The sequence below is a fragment of the Micromonospora sp. NPDC001898 genome (assembly GCF_042891255.1).
GTDB lineage: Bacteria > Actinomycetota > Actinomycetes > Mycobacteriales > Micromonosporaceae > Micromonospora.
On sequence record NZ_JBIATC010000012.1, the window covers coordinates 157,609 to 175,059 of the forward strand.

Annotated in this window: 16 protein-coding genes and 1 pseudogene; 13 read left to right on the forward strand and 4 right to left on the reverse strand. The window is 74.1% G+C overall.

Features of this window, described 5'->3' with window-relative positions:
* Window positions 1–90: 90 nt before the first annotated feature.
* On the reverse strand, window positions 91–663 hold the full coding sequence (locus tag ACFYZF_RS23080; RefSeq protein WP_387023945.1) for a TetR/AcrR family transcriptional regulator: 573 nt from the start codon (window positions 661–663) through the stop codon (window positions 91–93).
* Between the two features lie 146 nt (window positions 664–809).
* On the opposite strand from ACFYZF_RS23080, the gene ACFYZF_RS23085 reads away from it, so the two are divergent.
* The 3 genes from ACFYZF_RS23085 to ACFYZF_RS23095 all read left to right on the forward strand — a co-directional run bounded on the left by ACFYZF_RS23085 (window position 810) and on the right by ACFYZF_RS23095 (window position 3,588).
* Window positions 810–1,664, forward strand: coding sequence for a carbon-nitrogen hydrolase family protein (locus ACFYZF_RS23085; RefSeq protein WP_387023985.1), 855 nt, complete (start codon window positions 810–812; stop codon window positions 1,662–1,664).
* Between the two features lie 64 nt (window positions 1,665–1,728).
* Window positions 1,729–2,373: an HAD family hydrolase gene (locus ACFYZF_RS23090; protein ID WP_387023947.1), complete on the forward strand. Its 645-nt coding sequence runs from the start codon at window positions 1,729–1,731 to the stop codon at window positions 2,371–2,373.
* A gap of 261 nt (window positions 2,374–2,634) precedes the next feature.
* On the forward strand, window positions 2,635–3,588 hold the full coding sequence (locus tag ACFYZF_RS23095; protein WP_387023949.1) for a serine protein kinase RIO: 954 nt from the start codon (window positions 2,635–2,637) through the stop codon (window positions 3,586–3,588).
* Window positions 3,589–3,681: 93 nt separating this feature from the next.
* On the opposite strand, the gene ACFYZF_RS23100 is transcribed toward ACFYZF_RS23095, so the two are convergent.
* Window positions 3,682–3,927, reverse strand: a complete 246-nt coding sequence (locus ACFYZF_RS23100; protein WP_350888148.1) for a DUF2630 family protein — start codon at window positions 3,925–3,927, stop codon at window positions 3,682–3,684.
* A 103-nt stretch (window positions 3,928–4,030) separates the two neighbouring features.
* Here ACFYZF_RS23100 and ACFYZF_RS23105 point away from each other — a divergent pair, with 103 nt between their 5' ends.
* The 8 genes from ACFYZF_RS23105 (at window position 4,031) to ACFYZF_RS23140 (ending at window position 13,305) form a co-directional block, all read left to right on the forward strand.
* The gene (locus tag ACFYZF_RS23105) at window positions 4,031–4,948 is read left to right on the forward strand and encodes a GNAT family N-acetyltransferase (protein ID WP_387023951.1); all 918 of its coding nucleotides are present in this window, start codon (window positions 4,031–4,033) and stop codon (window positions 4,946–4,948) included.
* A 224-nt stretch (window positions 4,949–5,172) separates the two neighbouring features.
* A complete protein-coding gene (locus ACFYZF_RS23110) occupies window positions 5,173–6,498 on the forward strand; it encodes a cytochrome P450 (RefSeq protein ID WP_387023953.1) in 1,326 nt (441 codons plus the stop codon).
* Complete coding sequence (locus tag ACFYZF_RS23115; RefSeq protein ID WP_387023955.1) at window positions 6,495–7,409, forward strand: terpene synthase; 915 nt, start codon at window positions 6,495–6,497, stop codon at window positions 7,407–7,409. Before ACFYZF_RS23110 ends, ACFYZF_RS23115 begins: the two co-directional genes overlap by 4 nt.
* Before the next feature lie 131 nt (window positions 7,410–7,540).
* Window positions 7,541–9,139: a prenyltransferase/squalene oxidase repeat-containing protein gene (locus ACFYZF_RS23120; protein ID WP_387023987.1), complete on the forward strand. Its 1,599-nt coding sequence runs from the start codon at window positions 7,541–7,543 to the stop codon at window positions 9,137–9,139.
* Window positions 9,140–9,236: 97 nt separating this feature from the next.
* On the forward strand, window positions 9,237–11,813 hold the full coding sequence (locus tag ACFYZF_RS23125) for a nitrate- and nitrite sensing domain-containing protein (protein ID WP_387023957.1): 2,577 nt from the start codon (window positions 9,237–9,239) through the stop codon (window positions 11,811–11,813).
* Window positions 11,814–11,901: 88 nt separating this feature from the next.
* A complete protein-coding gene (locus ACFYZF_RS23130; RefSeq protein WP_350888154.1) occupies window positions 11,902–12,324 on the forward strand; it encodes a roadblock/LC7 domain-containing protein in 423 nt (140 codons plus the stop codon).
* 5 nt (window positions 12,325–12,329) lie between these two features.
* Window positions 12,330–12,716 carry a DUF742 domain-containing protein gene (locus tag ACFYZF_RS23135; protein WP_387023959.1) on the forward strand — a complete coding sequence of 129 codons (387 nt, stop codon included), beginning with the start codon at window positions 12,330–12,332 and terminating at the stop codon, window positions 12,714–12,716.
* Complete coding sequence (locus ACFYZF_RS23140; protein ID WP_387023961.1) at window positions 12,697–13,305, forward strand: ATP/GTP-binding protein; 609 nt, start codon at window positions 12,697–12,699, stop codon at window positions 13,303–13,305. Before ACFYZF_RS23135 ends, ACFYZF_RS23140 begins: the two co-directional genes overlap by 20 nt.
* A 98-nt stretch (window positions 13,306–13,403) precedes the next feature.
* Here ACFYZF_RS23140 and ACFYZF_RS23145 read toward each other — a convergent pair whose 3' ends face one another.
* Window positions 13,404–16,256 (reverse strand): aconitate hydratase, encoded by a 2,853-nt coding sequence (locus ACFYZF_RS23145; RefSeq protein WP_387023963.1) that lies wholly within the window; start codon window positions 16,254–16,256, stop codon window positions 13,404–13,406.
* A 160-nt stretch (window positions 16,257–16,416) separates the two neighbouring features.
* Here ACFYZF_RS23145 and ACFYZF_RS23150 point away from each other — a divergent pair, with 160 nt between their 5' ends.
* On the forward strand, window positions 16,417–16,590 hold the full coding sequence (locus ACFYZF_RS23150; protein ID WP_387023965.1) for a hypothetical protein: 174 nt from the start codon (window positions 16,417–16,419) through the stop codon (window positions 16,588–16,590).
* An 11-nt stretch (window positions 16,591–16,601) separates the two neighbouring features.
* On the forward strand, window positions 16,602–17,267 hold the full coding sequence (locus ACFYZF_RS23155) for a DedA family protein (RefSeq protein ID WP_387023967.1): 666 nt from the start codon (window positions 16,602–16,604) through the stop codon (window positions 17,265–17,267).
* Between the two features lie 92 nt (window positions 17,268–17,359).
* Here the strand turns inward: ACFYZF_RS23155 and ACFYZF_RS23160 are convergent.
* Window positions 17,360–17,451, reverse strand: a pseudogene (locus ACFYZF_RS23160) (phytochelatin synthase); the annotation flags it as partial.

Consider the following 17,451-nt stretch of genomic DNA (forward strand, 5'->3'; position numbering starts at 1 on the left):
GGAACGCGGCCCCCATTGTGGAACAGGCCCGCCACGGGGGGCCTCGGCCGGGAGCGCAGTTACCGGACCGAGACCGGGCCGGGCGGGCGGTCAGCGGCGGCGGACGGCCTCCTCGACCAGGTCGAGCACCGGGCCCAGGTCGCCGGCCGGGCGCCCCATGGCCAGGTGCAGCACCAGGCCGTCGTAGGCGAGTTCGAGGAACTGGGCGAGCACGTCGATCGGCACGTCCTCGCGGAGCACGCCGGCCTCCCGCTGGCGGGCCAGCCGCTCCCGGGTGGCCCCGGCGATGGCGGCGGAGCGCTCGGCCCAGCGCCGGGCGAACGCGGGGTCGGTGCGCAACCGCCGGGACACCTCCAGCTGGCTGCCCAGCCAGCCGGTGGTGTCGGGCGAGACGGCCCGGGCCAGCAGGTCCCGCATCACCTGGACCAGGCCGTTGCGGGCGACCGTCTCCACCATGACCGCCGCATCGTCCTCGGCCACCGCCAGGAAGAGCGAGTCCTTGTCCCGGAAGTGGTGGAAGATGGCGCCGCGGGAGAGCCCGGTGGCCTCCTCGAGCCGCCGAACCGTGGCGCCCTCGTACCCGTGCCGGGCGAAACACGCCCGGGCCGCGGTGAGGATCTCCTGCCGGCGGGCGTCGAGCTGGTCCTGACTTACTCTGGGCACGGCACGATCGTGTCAGGTGCCCGGACGCTCTGCAAACCGTACGTACGGCTTGGAGGCGGTGCCGGGAGCGTCGCCCGCAGCGGCGACGGGTGCCGGCGGGCCGCGCGATGATCGACCGCCCTGCGGCCGGCTACGATCGCCCGGTGATGACGCCCCCCGCCCCCGCCGCGCCGCTGACCGTGGCGGCCGTCCAGGCCGACTCGGTGCCCGGGGACCTCGCCGGCAACGCCGTCGCCGCCGCCCGGCTCACCGGACGGGCCGTCGCCGAGGGCGCGCGGGTGGTGGTGCTGCCGGAGCTGTTCCTGCCCGCGTACCATCCGCCGACGCTGGCCGCCGACCCGGCCGGCACCGACCTCGCGGCGGCCGGGGACGGCACGGTGGACGACGCCCGGCTCGACCCGCTGCGGGCCGCCGCCCGCGACGGCGCGGCGGTCGTGGTCGTCGGCGCGGCGGTCCGGCACCCGGACGGCCGGCGGACCATCTCCGCCCTGGTCGTCGACCGCGGCGGCGTCGCCCACGCGGCGTACGACAAGCAGCAGCTCTGGGGCGACGAGCGAGCGCTGTTCCAGCCCGGCCGGTGTGGGGCGACCCTGCTCGTCGACGACTGGCGGTTCGGCCTGGGCATCTGCTACGACGGCTGCTTCCCCGAGCACGGCCGCGCCGCCGCGGCCGACGGCGCGCACGGCTACCTCTGCCCGAGCGGCTACCTCGCCGGCTCCGCGCACCGCAGGGACCTCTACTACGCGGCGCGGGCCCTGGACAACACCATGTTCGTCGTGTTCGCCAACGCCGTCGACGGGGCGGACCCGTGGCGGTTCAACGGTGGTGCGGCGGTCTACGACCCGCAGGGCCGGCCGCTGGCCCGGGGCGCGGACACCGGCGAGGACGTGCTGGTGGCTGTCCTCGACCCGGCGGTGCTCGTGGACACCCGGGCCGAGCACTCCATGCTGGCCGATCTCCCCGCCGACGCCGGGGCGGCCCGCGGGGCGCTGCGTGGCTGAGGTGGCCGAGGTGGCCGCAGGCTGACCCTGTCGGCCGGCGGCTCCTCTGCCTTAAGGTGCCCGAGTGCCGTTGCTCCTGCTGGATCTGGACAACACCCTGCTCGACCGGGCCGGCCCGTTCCGTGCCTGGGGGGAGCGCTTCCTCGACGGTGTCGGCGCCCCGGCCACCGACATCGACTGGCTGCTGGCCGTCGACGCCGACGGGCTGACCGACCGGTGGGACGTCGCGGACGCGATCCGGGACCGGTACGGGCTGCTCATCCCCTCGATCGACATGGTCGAGCAGCTGCACGACGGGGTGCTGGCCAACAGCCGCCTGGACCCGCTGGTGGCCTGCGCGCTGCGCATCGCCGACGGGGCCGGCTGGATGCCGGTGGTGGTCAGCAACGGCGCCGTACGCCAGCAGGACGCGATGATCCGCCGCACCGGCCTCGACCGGTTCGTCGCCGACTGGGTGATCTCCGAGGAGGTCGGGGTCAGCAAGCCCAACCCGAGGATCTTCGCGCTGGCGGCCCAGCGGGTCCGGATGCCGCTGCACGGGGCCTGGGTGGTGGGGGACAGCCCGGAGGCGGACATCGGCGGGGCGGCGGCGGTGGGTCTGCCCAGCGTCTGGCTGCACCGGGGCCGGGCCTGGACGGACACCCGCTTCGCCCCGACGTTCATCGTGGACGGCCTGATCGCCGCCGTCGCCACGGTGCTCGCCGCCTGAGTCCTCCGGGCCGCGGCGGTGCGCCCGCCGGGCCCCGTCGTCCCGGGACGGTGCCGGCGGGGCGGGACGGTGCCGGCGGGGCGGGACGGTGCCGGCGGGGCGGGTAAATCGGTTGCGGACCGGGTCGGCGCGGCCGAGCATGGTGCCGCGCGAGTGCGCAGCCGGGGTGTTCCCGGTCGAGGAGAGGAGGTCGGTCATGGCCGTCTTCGCAGGGCGTTTCCACCTGCCTCCACCAGCCTCGATCAAGGGATCACCAGCACAGTGCGTGACGATGACTTCCCGGCGCGCGGGCGCCGGACCCGCGGCAAGAGCCGCTTCGACGACGACGAACCGCAGTTCCTGAAGCGTGGCCGGCCCGCCGAGCCGGTCCTGACCGACCCGGACCACACCCCCGACGACGACGTCCCCGGCGACCAGGCCCCGAACGACGCCTGGTCGAGCTGGGACCGGGCCGTGCACGGCCCCGAGCCGCACCCGGCGTGGCTGGTCACCGAGCTGGCCGCCCGGGACACCGAGCTGGGCGTGCTCAAGACCGGCAAGGAGGCGGACGTCCACCTGGTCCGCCGCGCCGTGCCGGAGACCGACCGGTCCTGCCTGTTGGCGGTCAAACGCTACCGGGACGCCCAGCACCGGCTGTTCCACCGGGACGCGGGCTACCTGGAAGGCCGCCGGGTGCGCCGGTCCCGGGAGAACCGGGCGATGGCCGGGCGGACCGCGTTCGGCCGGCAGATGATCGCAGGGCAATGGGCCGCCGCCGAGTTCGCCGCCCTGTCCCGGCTCTGGGAGATCGGCGCGGCGCACGGCCGGATCGCCGTGCCGTACCCGGTGCAGCTGATCGGCACCGAGCTGATGCTGGAGTTCGTGGGGGACCCGGCCGAGGGGCGGGCGGCGCCCCGGCTGGCCCAGTGCCGCCCCGAGCCGGCCGAGCTGCGTTCCCTGTGGGAGCAGCTCGTCGACGCACTGGTGGTGCTGGCCCGGGCTGGGCACGCCCACGGGGACCTGTCCCCGTACAACCTGCTGGTGCACGACGGGCGGCTGGTCATGATCGACCTGCCGCAGGTGGTGGACGTGGTGGCCAACCCGCAGGGCCCGGAGTTCCTGGCCCGGGACGTCCGGGTGGTGGCGGCCTGGTTCGCGGCGCGCGGCCTGCCGGCCGAGCGGACCGACCCGGCCGCCCTGACCGGGTTGTTGCTGCGCGAGGCCGGCATCCGCTGAGAACCCGTTCGACGGCGACGCGGGCACGCTGCTGGTCGGCCGTCGGCCGTCGGCTACGGGGACGGGCGATGCGCCGTCCGTCCCCGGAGCCGGCTACTGCAGGTACCGTTCCACCTCCGGCCGGGGGCGTACCCCCGAGGCGTCGGGGTCGCCGTGGGTCTCGCGCGCGGCCCGCCGCCGGCGCAGCAGGTCCCAGCACTGGTCCAGGGACTCCTCCAGCGCGCGCAGCCGGTCCCGGTCGCCCTCGGTGCCGGACTCGTGGGCCTGCGCCGTCGAGCGGAGCCGGTGCTCCTCGTCGACCAGCTCGGAGATCCGGTTCAGAATGGTCTTGTCGTCCATGCCCTGAGCCTGGCACAGCGGCCGGGGGCATGCCTGCCTCTCCCGCGCGCCGGCCCGCCGAGAGCTGTCGCGCGGCCGGGCGGCTGCGATACCTTGCCACACCATGACGCTCACCGTGCGGCCGTTCACCGATGCCGACACCGGCGCCGCCGTCGAGGTGCTCCAGGCGACCCGCCCGCATCTGGTGGCCACCCCTGCGTTGATCCGCTGGCAGGTCGGCGGTGTCCGGGCCGCCGAGCGGTTCGGCGCCCTGGTGGCCGAGGTCGACGGCGTGTCGGTCGGGCTGGCGCGCACCGGGCTGCTGCACGAGAGCGCCGAGCCCGGGCTGGGGTTCGTCAACCTGGCGGTGCGGCCGGACCGGCGGGGCCGGGGGGCCGGGTCGGCCCTGCTCGCCGCCGCCGAGCGTCGGCTGGCCGGGCTCGGCGTCCAGACGGCGTACGCGACGGTCGCCGACGTGCCTGCGGACCTGGCCTTCGCCGGGCGGCGCGGCTACCGGCGGGGCCGGCGCTCCCGACTGCTGGTCCGCGACCTGGCGGCGCCGCTGCCCCCGGCGCCGGTGCCGGCGCGGGGCGTCCGGGTGCTCAGCGCCGCCGACCTGCCCGACCCGCGCCCGCTGTACGAGGCCGACCTGGACGCGGCGCGAGACGAGCCGGGCGAAATCGGGATGGACGAGATCGGGTACGCCGACTGGCTGGCCGCCTACTGGGACCGCCCCGATCTGGACCGGGCGCTGACCACGGTGGCCGTGGTGGACGGGGAGGTGGCCGCGTTCACCGTGGCGCTGACCGACGGTCGGGACCGGCACCAGTCCGGGATGACCGGCACCCGGCAGGCGTACCGGCGGCGCGGCCTGGCCCGGCTCGTCAAGCACGCTGCCCTGGCCCGGGCCAGGGCAGCCGGTTTCCGCCACGCGGTGACGGTCAACGACGCCGGCAACGACGCGATGCTCGGCCTCAACGCCTGGCTCGGTTACCGGCCGGTCGCGGACCAGTGGTGCTACCGGCGTGATCTGCGCTGGTAGGAGGCCCACGCCGGGTCTTTTGTGGACGCGTCAAATTTCGTCCGCGAAAATTTCTCCCCTCGCCTATGGAGAAGTTGCCCTGCTCAGTGGCATGCTCGGGCAGGACGTGACTTTGCACAGTCGTCCCGCGACGCATTGCGATAAGGGGAGCTCAACCAGCCGTGGCAACCCCACACACCGCCCCGACCCGCGCCCGGCGAGCGAGATCCGTTCCACTGTGGCACGTGCTGCCGGGCCTGGCACGAGACCCGGTCCGGGCCCTGCTCGGGTTCGGCGAGCGCGCCGCGGGCGAGGTCGTCCGGCTCAACCTCGGCTCGTTCCGCCCCTATCTGGTCACCGACCCGGCCCACGTGCAGCAGGTGCTGGGCGATCGGGCCGACAACTTCGGCCGCGCCGGTGACGGGCCGTTCTGGGGCCCGCTGCGTCGGCTGTTCGGCGATGGCATCCTCAGCGACGGTCCGGCGTGGTCGGACAGCCGGCGCATCCTCCAGCCCCTGTTCACGGCCAGACGGGTCGAGGCGATGATGGGCGGGATCGCCGAGACGATCGCCGACGCGGTCGCCGAGCTGGACGCACCGGCCCGGGCCGGCCGCCCGGTGGACATCGGCGCCGAGCAGGCCCGGATCGTCTGCCGGGCGATGATGAAGGCGTTGTTCGCCGACCGGATCTCGGTTTCCGACGCGCTGCGCGTCATCGAGGCCCAGGACGCGATCGCCACCTCGGTCATCCCCCGGGTGCTGGTGCCGTTCGTCCCGCTCTCGCTGCCCATGCCGGGCGACCGGACCTTCCGTGACGCCGTCCGGCGCATCGACGAGGTGCTGGTGCCCATCGTCCGCTCGGCGCGGGCCACCGCCGCGCACGGCGGCGACGACATCATCTCCACCCTGTGGCGGGGCGCCACGGACGACGGGCGGCCACTGGACGAGCGGCAGGTCCGCAACGACACCGTCGCGATGGTCGCGGTCACCACCGAGACGACCATCAACGTGCTGACCTGGCTCTGGCCGCACCTGGAACGCTCGCCCGAGGTCGCCGCCCGGCTCCAGGAGGAGATCGACCAGGTGGTCGGTGGCGACCGGGTCGGCCCGGAGCACCTGCCGCGGCTGCGCTACACCCGGATGGTGCTGGACGAGCTGATCCGGCTCTACCCGGTGGCCTGGCTGGCCCCCCGACAGGTGGTCCGGTCGGTCTCCCTCGGCGGGGTGGAGCTGGAGGAGGGGGCGACGCTGCTGGTCAGCCCGCTGATCACCCAGCGGCTGGAGCGGTACTGGGAGCGGCCCGAGGTCTTCGACCCGGACCGGTTCGCCCCGGACCGGGTCCGGGCCCGGCACCGGTACGCCTTCTTCCCCTTCGGCGGCGGGCCGCACCAGTGCCTGGGGATGCACCTGTTCTATCTGGAGGCACAACTGATCGTGGCCAACATGCTGAGCCGATACCGGCTGCGGGTCCACAGCCCACGCCTGCCCACCATGCAACTCGCCGCCGCGCTGCGCACCAAGGACCGGGTGGAGCTGGAACTGCGCCCGGCCCACCCCGTGGGCGTCGCATGAACGTCTCCGCCCGCGCCTCGGCGGTGCTGCCCGACCAGCTCTCCGCCGCCGCCGAGCAGGGCCGGATCTGCGCGCTCGCCGCCAAGGGACAGCGGGACCTGCAACGGCAGGCCGCCCGGTACCCGGACCTCTTCTCCGGCCCGCCCTTCGACGGCGCCCTGTTCAGCAACATCGCCCTGGCCATCGCCTTCGGGGCACCCTGGTGCACCGCCGAGCAGCTGCGACTGACCAACCGGGCGGTGCTGTGGGGGTTCGCCCTGGACTGGCAGATCGACTACCTGGCAAAGTCCCGGGCGGACGTCGACCGGGTGGTGGCCGGTGCCCTGGCGGTCGCCGACGGCGCCAGCCCGGACGCCGACGACCCGCTCGGCCGCCTGCTCGCCGAGCTGCGTGACGAACTGGCCGGAGTCCCGGCCTTCGCCGAACTGGGCGACACCTGGCGTGCGGCGGTACGCCGGACGGTCACCGCGATGGCCCGCGAGTGGGACTGGAAGACCGGCCGGGAGCGCGACGGCGCGCCGCTGCCCGGCTTCGCCGAGTACCTCGACAACGCCGACAACCTCGCCTGCACCGTGGTCAACGTCGCGCACTGGATCTGGACGGGGGACGCCGAGACGCACCGGCGGCTCGACCGGCTGGTCACGGTCAGCGACGAGGTCCAGCGGGTGCTGCGGCTGGTCAACGACCTGGCCACCTACGAGCGGGACCTCCAGTGGGGGGACCTGAACGCCCTGCTCCTCGTCGCCGACCGCGCCGAGGTGGACCAGCGCATCGTCGAGTTGGTCGAGCGGTGCACCGAGCTGCTCGCCCCGCTGGCCGGCGGCTGCCCGTTGCAGGCGGCGTACCTGTCCCGGCAGATCGGCTTCAGCAGCGGCTTCTACCGGTCGGCCGACTTCTGGGGGGAACGGTGACGGCCGTCCGGTCGTGGACCCGCCGCGACGGCGGGTCCGGGAGCGCCGCCCACCAGCCCCCGCAGGCCACCGGCGGCGGCGCCGCCCACCGGCCACCGCGGGACCCGGAGTCCGCGGCCGACGCCCGCGAGCTGGTCGCCGCGATGACCCTCACCTCCTCGGGGCAGTCCTCCGTGTCGGTCTACGAGACCGCCCGCCTGGTCGGCCTCGCGCCGTGGCTGACCCACCACGTGGAGCGGATCGCGTACCTGCTGGACGCCCAGCGCCCGGACGGGGCATGGGGCGGCCCGGAGGGGTACGCCCTGGTGCCGACGCTGAGCGCCACCGAGGCGCTGCTCACCGCCCTACGTCGCGGCGACGCCGCCTGGCTGCGCGAGCCCCGCGCCGCCGAGCGGCTGACCCGGGCCGTCGACGGCGGCCTGCGCGTCCTGTACGCCCGGCTCACCGGCCCGGCCGGCCCCGAGCTGCCCGACCTGCCGGCCACCGACCTGACCGTCCCGGCGCTGGTCGGCTCGATCAACGCGCACCTCGACGCGCTACGTGCCGACCCGCCGCCCGGCCTGACCGCCTGGCGTGAGTCCCGGGCGCTGCCGCTGCCGTCGGGGCTGGACGGCGCACGGCTCGACCGGGTCCGCGCGTTGCTCACCGCCGGCCGGCCGCTGCCGGAGAAGCTGCTGCACGCCCTGGAGGTCGGCGGCCCGGCGGCCCACCGCGCCCCCGATGTCGCCCCCGTCGGGCCGGGCACCGTCGGTGCCTCGCCGGCGGCCACCGCGGCCTGGCTCGGCGTGCCCGTCCCCGGGGCCGGGGTCCGCGCGGCGGTGTCCTACCTGGAGGACGCGGCCCGTCGGCAGGGCGGCCCGGTGCCCTGCGCCACCCCGATCACCGTGTTCGAGCGGGCCTGGGCGCTGAGCACGATGAGCCGGGCCGGCATCGCGCTGCCGGTCCCGCCCCGGCTGCTGGCCGGCCTGGTGGCGACGGTTGGTCCCGCCGGCACCGCCACCGCCCCCGGCCTGCCCGCCGACGCCGACACCACCGCGGTGACCCTGTGTGCGTTGGCCCGGCTCGGCCGCCCGGTCGGCCCGGACAGCCTTTGGGGGTACGACACCGGCGAGCACTTCTGCACCTGGCGGGGGGAGGACGGGGCCTCGGTCACCACCAACGCCCACGTGCTCGACGCGTTCGGCTGGCACCTGGGGCGCCGGGCACCGGACGACGCCCGGCTCGCCGAGGTGGTGCGGCGGCTCACCGGTTGGCTCGTCGAGCGGCAGCAGTCCGACGGTCGATGGTCCGACCGCTGGCACGCCTCGCCGTACTACGCCACGAGCTGCGCGGTGCTCGCCCTGGCCGGCTACGGCCGGGGGGCGGCCGTGGCGGGCGCGGTGACCCGGGCCGCCGGGTGGGTGTTGGCGGGGCAGCGTGCCGACGGCTCCTGGGGGCGTTGGGGCGGCACGGTCGAGGAGACCGCGTACGCCGTGCACGCCCTGCACGCCGCCGGGCCGGCCGCGCCGGCCGGCGTCGGGGCGGCGCTCGGGCGCGCCCGGTGCTACCTGGCCACCATGGAGGGACACGACGGGGAACCTGCGCTCTGGCACGACAAGGACCTGTACCGGCCCGCCGTGATCGTCCGCGCCGCCGTCGTCGCCGCCCGCCATCTCGTCCGCGCCGGGGCCGGTGACGGCACCGCCGAGGGGCCCGGGAATCGGACGCCCTCGTTGATCAGTGCCGCTTGAGTGAACAATCGGACGCTGCTAGCGTGCGCCCGTGGCCGACGGTGTACCGGCCACGGGCGCTCCGGCATCCCCTCGAACACCCGGCCAGGACGGTGTGATGCGTTCCCGCAGTACGAATCTCCGTACCAAAGTCGTCGCTCTGCTGGCGTCGCTCGTCGCGCTCTGGGCCTTCGCGGCGTGGGTGACCGTGCGGGACGGGTTCAACCTCCTCGGTGTGCAGACGCTCAACGAGTCGGTGTCCGAGCCGAGCGAAACGCTGGTGCTCCAGTTGCAGCGGGAACGCCGGACATCGCTGGCGTACCTCGGACGACCGGACGATGCGCGGCGGGAGACGCTGGGCGCGGAGCGGCGGCGCACCGACGAGCTGGCGGCGGCGTTCCGCGAGTCGTCCGGCGACTGGCTCACCGCGGTGGCCGCCAGCGAGACCCTGGAACAGCGGCTCGACGCGGCCTACGGGCAGCTGTCCCGGCTGGGGCAGGCCCGCTCCGAGGTGGACGCCCGTAGCGCGGACCGGGCGTCGACCTTCACCGCGTACGGCAGTGTGGTGCGGTCCATCTTCGACGTCTACACGGCCCTCGGCCTGCTCGACGACGAGCAGGTCGCCGAGGACACCACCGCGCTGATCGAGCTCAACCGCGCCCGCGAGCTGCTCTCCCAGGAGGACGCCCTGCTCACCGGCGTGCTCGCGGCGGGCCGGGTGACCGACGCCGAGCGGGCCCAGGTCACCCAGATCATCGGCGCGCAGCGGTTCTCCGCCGACCTCGCGGTGAGCCGGCTGCCGGCCGCCGACCGTCAGCGCTACGGCGCCATGGTCGGCGGTTCGGCGTTCGAGAAGCTGCGCGCCTTGGAGGACGGCATCCTCCAGGGCCGGGGCGGCGACCCCCGACTGGGGTTCGAGGCCCCCGAGTGGGACGAGGCCGTGGCGCCGGCGCTGGCCCGGTGGAGCGAGGTGGTGGTCGAGGGCGGCGACGACGTCGTGGATCGGGCCGTCCCGGTCGCCGTCATGGTGGTCATCCGGCTGGTGCTCGCCACCGGCCTGGGCCTGCTCGCCGTCGTGGCGTCCATCATCGTGTCGATCACCACCGCCCGGGCGCTGCTGCGGCAGCTGGAGCGGCTGCGCGAGGCGGCCTTCACGCTGGCCAACGACCAGCTGCCCAGCGTGGTCGAGCGGCTGGGCCACGGCGAGGAGGTGGACGTCGCCAAAGAGGCGCCACCGCTGGAGTTCGGCGACGACGAGGTCGGGCAGGTGGGCAAGGCGTTCAACGCGGTCCAGGAGACCGCGCTGCGCACCGCCGTCGAGCAGGCCGAGCTGCGCCGCAACGTCCGCGAGGTCTTCCTCAGCCTGGCCCGGCGCACCCAGGCCCTGGTGCACCGCCAGCTCACCCTGCTCGACGCGATGGAACGGCGCGAGCATGACGCCGAGGAACTGGAGGACCTGTTCCGGGTCGACCACCTCGCCACCCGGATGCGGCGCAACGCCGAGAACCTGATCGTGCTCTCCGGCTCCACCCCGGGCCGGGCCTGGCGACGCAACGTCCCGATGGTCGACGTGGTGCGCGGCGCGGTCGCCGAGGTGGAGGACTACACCCGAGTCAACGTGCTGCCGCTGGGGGCGGTGTCGCTGGCCGGACGGGCCGTCGGCGACGTCATCCACCTGCTGGCCGAGCTGATCGAGAATGGCCTGTCCTTCTCGCCCCCGCACACCACCGTCGAGGTGCGCGGCCAGATGGTGGCCAACGGCTTCGTCTTGGAGATCGAGGACCGGGGCCTCGGGATGAGCGACGATGACCTCGCCGCCGCGAACCACCGGATCGTGGACCGGTCCGAGCTGAACCTGGCCAACGCCGCCCGGCTCGGGCTGTACGTGGTCAGCAGGCTCACCGAGCGGCACGGCGTCCGGGTGCAGCTCAAGGAGTCGGCGTACGGCGGCACCACCGCGGTCGTGCTGATCCCGCCGGACATGGTCGCCGACCCGAACGGCGACGCCGTCGCCCCGGAGCGTCCGAGCCTGCCGGGGACGTCCGCCCCGATCGCGGTGGCCCCGCCGGCCCCGACGGCCGAGAGGCGGCCCGCCAGCCCGGCCGCGCCCGTCGTGTTGGCGGAGCCCGTGACGGCCCCGGTCGCGCCGCCGGCCCCGGAGCCCGCCGGGGCCGGCGGCGGACCGGCCCTGCCCACCCGCGCGCGCCCGCGCACGGCTCCGGCCACCCTGGACGCACCGCCCGGGGAGGGCGCGGGGCTGCCGGTACGCCCGCGCCGCCCGGCCGGGCAGTCGGCGTTGGACGCGCCGACCGTGCCGGGCGGGTTCCCGATGACCGCGCCCCGGCCGGTCGCAGAGGAGGCCGGCACGCCGGCCCCGGACAGCCCGCACGCCCCGGACGCGCCGGCCGGGCTGACCCCGGCGGCGTCGCCGGCGCAAGCGACCGGCTCCGGGCTGCCGGTGCGGGTCCGGCAGGCGAACATCGTGCCCGAGCTGCGGGAGGATCCGTCCGCGCAGCAGGGGGACGACGACGAGGACACGATCCGGCCGCCGGAGCAGGTCCGCCGGATGATGAGCTCCTACCAGACCGGCACCCTCCGTGGCCGCACCGACGCGGCCCGGCTGCTCGACGGTGCCGGCGGGACCGATGGGACGGAGCCCGCCGACGGCGACGCCGGTGGGCGCGAGGTCACCTGAGGGGCGGCGCGGAGGAACCCGCACCCTTGGCGGGACGGCAGGGCCCAGACGACAACGGCGACACCAGCCGGGAAGAAGAGGACGACGAGTGGGGCAGAAGACGGCATCGAGTGCCGACCTGACGTGGTTGCTGGATGATCTGGTCGGCAGGGTGAAGCAGGCCGAACACGCTGTCGCGCTCTCCACAGACGGCCTGCTGATGGCGTCGTCGCGGGAGTTGGGCCGGGACGACGGCGAGCACCTCGCGGCGATGGCGGCCGGGATCCAGAGCCTGGCCCGGGGCGCGGGGAAACGGTTCGGTGGTGGGCAGGTCCAGCAGACCATCATCGAGATGCAGTCGTCCTTCCTCTTCGTCACAGCCGCCGGCCGCAACGCCTGCCTCGCGGTGCTGGCCTCCGAGGACGCCGACGTCGGCCTCATCGCGTACGAGATGGCCATGCTGGTCACCCGGGTGGGCAAGTACGTGGCCTCCCCGACCCGGCTCCCCGAGCCGCCGGTCGGCGAGAAGTAGCCGCGATGACGGCCCCAGGGGAGTCCATGGAGGAACAGTGGGTCGACGACCACGCAGGCCCGGTGGTCCGCCCATACGCGGTGACGCGTGGCCGGGCCCGACCGGTCACCGGCACGTTCGACCTGATTTCCCTGGTGACGGCCACCCGCGTGGAGGCGTCACCGGAGGTCGGGCTGGGCCCCGAGCACCTGGCCATCGTCGCGCTCTGCCAGCGGATCCAGTCCGTCGCCGAGGTCGCCGCCCACCTGGACCTGCCGGTGGGAACCATCCGGGTCCTGCTCGGCGACCTGGTGGCCCGTGACCTGGTCGAGGTGCGCGAGCCCCGGGTTACCGCGGGCCTTCCCGACGACAGCATTTTCGAGGCGGTTATCAATGGACTACGGGCACTCTGAGCGGCCGGCGGGAGCCGTGCCGCTGCCCACCGCGATCAAGATCCTGATCGCGGGCGGTTTCGGCGTCGGCAAGACCACCATGGTCGGCGCGGTGAGCGAGACTCGGCCGCTGCGCACCGAGGAGGTGCTGACCGAGACCGGGGTCGGAATCGACGATCTGTCGGGGGTGGAGGGCAAGACCACCACCACGGTGGCGATGGACTTCGGCCGGATCACCATCAGCGACGACCTGGTCCTCTACCTGTTCGGCACGCCCGGGCAGGACCGCTTCTGGTTCGTCTGGGACGAGTTGGCGCTCGGCGCGCTCGGCGCGGTGGTGCTCGCCGACACCCGCCGGCTGGCCGACTGCTTCCCCTCGATCGACTACTTCGAGGGGCGCGGCACCCCGTTCGTGGTGGCGGTCAACTGCTTCGAGGGGGCCCGCCAGTACCGGCTGGACGAGGTGCAGGCCGCGCTCAATCTCGACCCGGGGGTGCCGGTGCTGCTCTGTGACGCCCGGCAGCGGGAGTCGAGCAAGGAGGTGCTCATCACGCTGATGGAGCACGCCATGAAGACCCGCGACGCCCGCCGCGCCCCGTCGGCCGAGTAGCCCGGCTCCGGCCGGCGCGTGTCTCCGGGCCGCCGCTCCGATCCCCGACGAGGGGCCCCTGCCACGACGGCAGGGGCCCCTCGTCCTGCGGGTACCGGTCAGCCGGCGATCATGCGGCGCAGGACGTACTGCAGGATGCCGCCGTGGCGGTAGTAGTCCGCCTCACCGGGAGTGTCGATCCGGAGCACGGCGTCGAACTCGACGCCGGTGTCGGTGGTGACCTTCACGGTGCGCGGGGTCTCGCCGTCGTTCAGCGCGGTCACGCCGGTGATCGAGAAGGTCTCGGCACCGGTGAGGCCGAGCGATTCGGCAGTGCAGTCGACCGGGAACTGCAACGGCAGGACGCCCATGCCGATCAGGTTCGAGCGGTGGATCCGCTCGTACGACTCGGCGATGACCGCCCGGACGCCGAGTAGCATGGTGCCCTTGGCCGCCCAGTCCCGCGACGAGCCGGAGCCGTACTCCTTGCCGGCCAGGATGACCAGCGGCACGCCCGCCGACTGGTAGGCGGTGGAGGCGTCGTAGATCGAGGTCTGCTCGCCGGTCAGGTGGTTGACCGTGAAGCCGCCCTCCACACCCGGGACGAGCTGGTTGCGCAGCCGGATGTTGGCGAACGTGCCCCGGATCATCACCTCGTGGTTGCCCCGGCGCGAGCCGTACGAGTTGAACTCGTGACGCGGCACGCCGTGCTCGGCGAGGTACGTCCCGGCGGGGGAGTCGGCCTTGATCGAGCCGGCCGGGGAGATGTGGTCGGTGGTCACCGAGTCGCCCAGCTTGGCCAGCACCCGGGCGTCGGCGATGTCGACGACCGCCTTCGGCTTCCGCTCCATGCCCTCGAAGTACGGGGGCTTGCGGACGTAGGTGCTCTCGCTCTCCCAGGCGAAGGTGTCGCCGGTCGGGGTCGGCAGCGACTGCCAGCGCTCGTCACCGGCGAACACGTCCGCGTACGCCGCGCTGAACCCGGTCGCGCCGATCGCCTGGGCGATGACGTCCTGGATCTCGGCGCTGTTCGGCCAGATGTCGCGCAGGAAGACCGGGTTGCCCTGGTTGTCCTCGCCGAGCGGCTCGTTGGCCAGGTCGATGTCCATGGTGCCGGCGAGCGCGTACGCGACCACCAGCGGCGGGGACGCCAGGTAGTTCATCTTGACGTCCGGGTTGATCCGGCCCTCGAAGTTCCGGTTGCCCGACAGCACCGAGACGACGGCGAGGTCGGCCTCGTTGACGGCGGCGGAGACCTCCTCCGGCAGCGGGCCGGAGTTGCCGATACAGGTGGTGCAGCCGTAGCCGACCAGGTTGAAGCCGAGCTTGTCCAGGTACGGCGTGAGGCCGGCACGGTCGTAGTAGTCCATGACGACCTTGGAGCCCGGCGCCAGCGTGGTCTTCACCCACGGCTTGCGGGACAGGCCCTTGCCGACCGCGTTGCGGGCCAGCAGCGCCGCGCCGATCATCACCTGCGGGTTCGAGGTGTTGGTGCAGGAGGTGATCGCGGCGATCACCACGGCCCCGTGGTCCAGCTCGTAGGAGACGCCGTCGGGGCTGGTGACCCGGATCGGGTTGCTGGCCCGGCCGCCCGAGCCCACGGCGGCGGTCTCCAGGTCGCGCGGCTCGTCGGCCGGGTCGCTGAACTCGTTGGCCGGCGGGTCGCTGGCCGGGAACGACTCGGCGCTGGCCTCGTCGGCCGGGCCGTTGGCGCCCCGGGGGAGCTGCTCGCGGGCGACGCCCGGCTTGAGGTCCCGCTCGCCGGCGGAGCCGTCGGCCACGTAGTCGGTCAGCGCGGAGCGGAACAGGGTCTTGGCGCTGCCCAGCGGCACCCGGTCCTGTGGGCGCTTCGGGCCGGCCAGGGACGGCTCGATGGTGCCCAGGTCGAGCTCCAGCCGCTCGGAGTACTCCGGCTCGGCGGCCGGGTCGTGCCAGAGGCCCTGCTCCTTGGCGTACGCCTCGACGAGCGCGACCTGCTGCGGGTCCCGGCCGGTCAGTTCCAGGTAGCGGATCGTCTCGGCGTCGATCGGGAAGATCGCCACGGTGGAGCCGTACTCCGGGGACATGTTGCCGATGGTGGCCCGGTTGGCCAGCGGCACCGCGCTGACGCCGGGGCCGTAGAACTCGACGAACTTCCCGACCACGCCGTGCTTGCGCAGCATCTCGGTGATGGTCAGCACCAGGTCGGTGGCGGTGGTGCCGGCCGGCATCTCGCCGTGCAGCTTGAAGCCGACGACCCGGGGGATCAGCATGCTGACCGGCTGGCCGAGCATCGCGGCCTCGGCCTCGATGCCGCCGACGCCCCAGCCGAGCACGCCCAAGCCGTTGACCATCGTGGTGTGCGAGTCGGTGCCGACCACGGTGTCCGGGTACGCCTGGCCGTTGCGCTCCATGATCGTACGGGCCAGGTACTCGATGTTGACCTGGTGCACGATGCCGGTGCCCGGCGGGACGACCTTGAACTCGTTGAACGCGCTCTGGCCCCAGCGCAGGAACTGGTAGCGCTCCTTGTTGCGCTCGTACTCCAGCTCGACGTTGCGCTCGAAGGCGTCCGCACGGCCGAACAGGTCGGCGATGACCGAGTGGTCGATGACCAGCTCGGCCGGGGCGAGCGGGTTGACCTTGGTGGCGTCGCCGCCGAGGTCGCGGACCGCCTCGCGCATGGTGGCCAGGTCGACCACGCAGGGCACGCCGGTGAAGTCCTGCATGAGCACCCGCGCCGGGGTGAACTGGATCTCCACGCTCGGGTCGGCCGCCGCGTCCCAGCCGCCGAGCTGGCGGATGTGGTCGGCGGTGATGTTTGCGCCGTCCTCGGTCCGCAGCAGGTTCTCCAGCAGGACCTTCAGGCTGTATGGCAGCCGCTCCTGCCCCTCCACCTTACTGATCTTGAAAATCTCGTAGCTCGCGTCTCCGACGCGTAGCTGGGTCTTCGCACCGAAGGTGTCGAGGCTCGCCACGTCGTACTCCTTCACACCAGCGACCGTGAGTAGTCCTGAGCAGTCTTTCGCACCGTCCGGGACGACGCCCCGGTTAGGTGACACTTACCGTGATTCCCGCTTCCTACAAAACCGTACGTCCGTCTTGCTACCGGCGCAACCTCGTGCCAGGCTCCGGGACGAGGAGGTGCCACCCATGATCCATCACGTTCTGCTCGCCTGCCCACCCGGCTCCGAGGCCGCCCACGGCAACCGCCTGGAGTTCGTCGCCCCGCTCCGACCAGCCGCCGGGCCGCCCGAGTGGGTGGTGCCGGCGGCGCGGGGCCGCGGCACCCCGGCGGCGCGGGTAGGGTTCGAGGCCCGGACCTGAGAGGGGGGGCCGTGATCGATGTGTCGCACTGGCTGTCCGCGCTGCCCCCGGTCGCGGTCTACCTGATCGTCGCCGGGGTGATCGGCGTGGAGAGCATGGGCGTCCCGCTGCCCGGCGAGATCGTCCTGGTCAGCTCCGCCCTGCTCGCGGCCGCCGGCGTGGTCGAGCCGGAGTGGGTGGCCATCGCCGCGGCCTTCGGCGCCATCGCGGGCGACTCGATCGGGTACGCGGTGGGCCGCCGGGGCGGCCGTCCGCTGCTGGCCCGGCTGGGCCGACGCTTCCCCAAACACCTCGGCCCCGCGCACCTCGCCCGCGCCGAGCAGAGCTTCGCCCGGCATGGGGTGTGGGCGGTCTTCTTCGGCCGGTTCGTGGCGCTGCTGCGGATCCTCGCCGGCCCTCTGGCCGGTGCGCTGCACGTGCCGTACCGCCGGTTCCTGCTGGCCAACGCGGCCGGCGGCCTGGTCTGGGCCTTCGGCACCACCTACCTGCTCTACAGCGTCGGCCGGGCCGCCGAGCACTGGCTCAAGGACATCTCCTGGGCCGGGCTGGTCCTCGCGGTGCTCGCCGGCCTGGGCAGCACCTGGTGGCTGCGGCGGCGGGCCCGGCGGCTGGAGCCGGTGGGGCCAACCGACGCGGACGACGCCGCCGAGCCGGTCCGCGCGGGCACCGACCGCTGACTTTCCTGGGCGGTGCCCCCTCGTACGACGAAAGGGCCGGCTCCCCGGGTGGGGGCCGGCCCTTGTCGTTTGTCGTGGTGTCTCGGGGTGGGTCAGGAGGTGGCGTAGCCGCGGGTGGCGATCCAGTCGGCGAGGTTGTCGTCGGTGATGTCGTAGCTGGCCTGGGCGGGGTTGGCGGAGTCGG